The organism is Klebsiella sp. GB_Kp056 (assembly GCF_040064755.1).
In the GTDB taxonomy this organism is placed as follows: Bacteria; Pseudomonadota; Gammaproteobacteria; order Enterobacterales; family Enterobacteriaceae; genus Klebsiella; species Klebsiella quasipneumoniae.
In genome coordinates this window covers 1-2,809 of record NZ_JBEAJA010000009.1, presented here as the reverse complement: position 1 = coordinate 2,809, position 2,809 = coordinate 1, and the positions used below count along the sequence as shown (strand labels likewise).

3 protein-coding genes are annotated in these 2,809 nt (G+C 55.2%); 2 read left to right on the top strand and 1 reads right to left on the bottom strand.

Annotated features, from left to right (window positions below):
* Window positions 1–274 precede the first annotated feature (274 nt).
* Together ABLV52_RS00570 and ABLV52_RS00565 are read left to right on the top strand one after the other, a co-directional pair.
* Entirely contained in the window at window positions 275–628 is a 354-nt protein-coding gene (locus tag ABLV52_RS00570) for a YfeC-like transcriptional regulator (RefSeq protein WP_004202017.1), read from the top strand.
* Window positions 629–631: 3 nt separating this feature from the next.
* Window positions 632–1,024, top strand: a complete 393-nt coding sequence (locus ABLV52_RS00565; RefSeq protein WP_023290586.1) for a YfeC-like transcriptional regulator — start codon at window positions 632–634, stop codon at window positions 1,022–1,024.
* A 52-nt stretch (window positions 1,025–1,076) separates the two neighbouring features.
* Here the strand turns inward: ABLV52_RS00565 and gltX are convergent, their stop codons facing one another.
* Entirely contained in the window at window positions 1,077–2,495 is a 1,419-nt protein-coding gene (gltX, locus tag ABLV52_RS00560) for a glutamate--tRNA ligase (protein WP_004202014.1), read from the bottom strand.
* Window positions 2,496–2,809: the final 314 nt, after the last annotated feature.

Below are 2,809 nucleotides of genomic sequence, written 5' to 3'. Positions count from 1 at the left end.
AACCGCTGACCTCTTGCATGCCATGCAAGCGCTCTCCCAGCTGAGCTATAGCCCCGTAACGTAAAGCGTGTCGTGTTGACGGGCGGCATAATATGAATTCCTCGCTCAGGTGTCAACGGCAAAATTATCCTTCTCGATTCAATCGCTGAAAAAGCAGGCAACCTGCTGAGATTGCGAGCCTTATCGCAGCCAGAAGTTAAACAGGTCACCTTTTCCAGTAAAAGGATGCTATAACATGGACAGCTAATTCCCATACATTTACTCAGGAAATAGTATGCTCAAGGAACGAATGACACCTGAAGAAATCGCCCATCTGACCGGCTACAGCCGGCAAACTATCAATAAGTGGGTGCGGAAAGAAGGCTGGCAGACCTCTCCGCGGCCTGGCGTCCAGGGCGGTAAGGCGCGCCTGGTCCATGTCAATGAGCAAGTCAGGGAGTTTATCCGCAGCGCCCAGCGCGTGGCGGAGACGCCCGGCACCTATTCTCCCCACGACAGCGATCTGGAATCGCTGCTGCTGACCCTCTGTAAAGAACTCACTCCCAGCGAGCAGAAGCAGCTTATGTCGCTGCTGTTACGCGAGGGGATCACCGGGTTACTGCTTCGGTTAGGGATCCGCGATCGGTAAACCATGATGAAACTAAAAGATAAAATGACGCCCGCAGAGCTTGCCGACTGCCTGGGGCTGGCGAGACAAACGATCAATCGCTGGGTTCGTGAGAAGAAATGGCGCACGGAAACGATACCCGGCGTCAAAGGAGGCCGAGCGCGGCTGGTGGTCATCGACCAACCGGTGCGCGAGTTTCTGACGAACATTCCCGCCAGACGCCATCTGTTTAGCGACAATCATCTCGCGGAATCGCCAGGCGCTTACCTGGTCAATGAAGCGGACGCGATCTGGCGGCAAATCACAGAAACCCTGCAACTGATGACTCCGGCAGAACAGCTGCAGCTCCGCGACCTGCTGGCCCGGGAAGGGATTAGCGGTTTTCTTGCCCGCCTCGGCATCGCCAGCCCGGCGTAACAGACAAAAAAAACGGCAGGGGTATCCTGCCGTTTTATCATCCAGGTCCCCGTCAGGACGCCTGGCCTTCGCGCTCAGCGATAAAAGCCAGCGCTTTATTGATACGCTCTACGCTACGGGACTTGCCGATTGCATGGACGGTAACGTCAAGCGCAGGAGACTGCCCTGCACCGGTAACGGCCACGCGCAGCGGCATACCGACTTTACCCATGCCCACTTCCAGCTCATCAGCGGTCGCCTGAATCGCGTGGTGGACGTTTTCCGCCGTCCAGTCGCTAATCGCCGCCAGCTTGTCGCGGACGACTTCCAGCGGCTGACGCGCTACCGGACGCAGATGTTTCTTCGCCGCGTCGGCGTCGAATTCAGCGAACTCTTCATAGAAGTAGCGGCAGCTCTGGGCAATCTCTTTCAGCGTTTTGCAACGCTCGCCCAGCAGCTTCACCAACTCGGCCAGCTGCGGACCGTTGCGGGTATCGATATTTTCCTGCTCAATATGCCACTGCAGATGCGTCGCCACATACTCCGCCGGCAGCGTATTGATGTAATGATGGTTCAGCCACAGCAGCTTGTCGGTGTTGAACGCACTCGCGGATTTGCTGACCGCCCCCAGCGAGAAGAACTCGATCATCTCTTCGCGGGTGAAGATCTCCTGATCGCCATGGGACCAGCCCAGACGCACCAGATAGTTCAGCAGCGCTTCCGGCAGGTAGCCATCGTCGCGATACTGCATCACGCTGACCGCCCCGTGGCGTTTGGAGAGTTTCTTGCCATCGTCGCCGTTGATCATCGATACGTGCGCGTATACTGGCACCGGCGCATTCAGCGCTTTAAGGATGTTGATCTGGCGCGGCGTGTTGTTGATATGATCTTCACCACGGATCACGTGGGTGATCGCCATGTCCCAGTCATCCACTACGACGCAGAAGTTGTAGGTCGGGGAACCATCGGTACGGCGAATGATCAGATCGTCCAGCTCCTGGTTGCTGAACTCGATAGGTCCGCGGATCTGATCGTCAAAAATAACCGACCCTTCCTGCGGGTTGGCGAAACGCACCACGCACGGCTCATCGTCGGCATGATGCTCGTGGCTATGGCGGCAGCGTCCATCGTAACGCGGCTTCTCACCGTTCGCCATTTGCTCTTCGCGCAACGCTTCCAGACGCTCTTTTGAGCAATAGCATTTATAAGCGGTACCGGCTTCCAGCATCTCATCGATCACGTTGTTATAACGATCGAAACGTTTAGTCTGGTAATAGGGACCTTCGTCCCATTGCAGATTCAGCCAGTTCATGCCATCCATGATGGCTTCAATTGCTTCCGGGGTGGAGCGTTCGAGATCGGTGTCTTCAATACGCAGTACAAACTCACCGCCGTGGTTACGGGCAAAAAGCCAGGAATAGAGAGCAGTACGCGCACCGCCAACGTGCAGATAGCCGGTTGGGCTTGGCGCGAAGCGAGTTTTGATTTTCATGAATTGGCCTTACGTTTAATAAAGATGCCGATAGCCGGCAATGTCCGGTGGAAATTATGGGTCAATATTCTAACACCGTGGGCTGATTCCTCAATGTTGTTCCCGTCGGAACGTCGCGGTTTGCCGTTTTTGTTTATAAATCATGCTATGACGTCGGTTTTGCGATCGCTTTGTTTAATTTTACGACGAACGAACGAATTCTTTAGAAAAGGCGTTGACTCATTTTCAACTCTCCCTATAATGCGACTCCACACAGCGGGGGTGATTAGCTCAGCTGGGAGAGCACCTCCCTTACAAGGAGGGGGTCGGCGGTT